Source organism: Alteromonas sp. KUL49 (assembly GCF_006538345.1).
GTDB lineage: Bacteria > Pseudomonadota > Gammaproteobacteria > Enterobacterales > Alteromonadaceae > Alteromonas.
Genome location: NZ_BJKL01000035.1, coordinates 1 through 941, shown reverse-complemented (window position 1 = coordinate 941; position 941 = coordinate 1). Strand labels below are relative to the sequence as shown.

Genomic DNA, 941 nt, shown 5'->3' with positions numbered 1-941 from the left:
TACCTCAAACTACAGCTATTACCGTCAGTTAGAAAACTGTCACACCATTCAACGTTTCTACGGTGCCGAGTTCACTGAAGAGACTCAGGCAGACCTCGTTCTACTGTACTGGCCGAAGGCCAAAGCGGAAGCAGAGTTCTTATTGGCGATGTTGATGGCGAAGCTAGGTAAAGATACTGAAATTGTAGTTGTCGGTGAAAACCGCTCTGGTGTGAAGAGTATCGAGAAGATGTTCAAGACATACGGCAATGTCGTTAAATATGATTCCGCGCGCCGCTGTTCATTCTATTGGGGTCAATGTCTAGAGCAAGCACCAGCATTCAATCTTCAAGACTGGTTTAAAACCTACTCGGTAAACATTGGTGAGCAATCACTTACCGTTAAGAGCTTGCCCGGCGTATTCAGCCACGGTGAGTTTGATATCGGCAGCCAATTACTGCTGGATACACTACCAAGCCTAAACGGTAAGGTGCTTGATTTTGGTTGTGGTGCAGGTGTGCTTGGCGCTGTAATGGCTTCGCGTAACCCAGAGATCGAGCTAGAGATGTGTGACATCAGTGCTTTTGCTGTGGAATCAAGCAAAGCAACATTGGCAGCCAATGGGCTAAACGGCAGAGTATTCGCTTCAGATGTCTACTCTGACACATCAAAGGACTATCGCTTCATTATCAGTAACCCGCCTTTCCATTCAGGTCTAGACACAAGCTACAGCGCAACAGAAACACTATTGGCCGATGCGCCAAGCTATCTGAACGCTCAAGGTGAAATAATCATTGTGGCTAACAGCTTCCTCAAATATCCACCCATTATTGAGCAAGCCTTTGGTAAATGCGCGACTCTAAATAAGACTACAAAATTCGCTATCTATCACGCAGCGAAATAACCGACCTCTTCCAAGTGCAGGATAATGCCTGCACTTTCCGCTCAAATTACTCGCAAAT

General features: G+C 46.1%; 1 protein-coding gene. It reads left to right on the top strand.

Features of this window, described 5'->3' with window-relative positions:
• The coding region (gene rsmC, locus EYS00_RS20395; protein ID WP_130639740.1) for a 16S rRNA (guanine(1207)-N(2))-methyltransferase RsmC at nt 1–883 on the top strand (883 nt) is incomplete at its 5' end.
• Between the last annotated feature and the right edge of the window lie 58 nt (nt 884–941).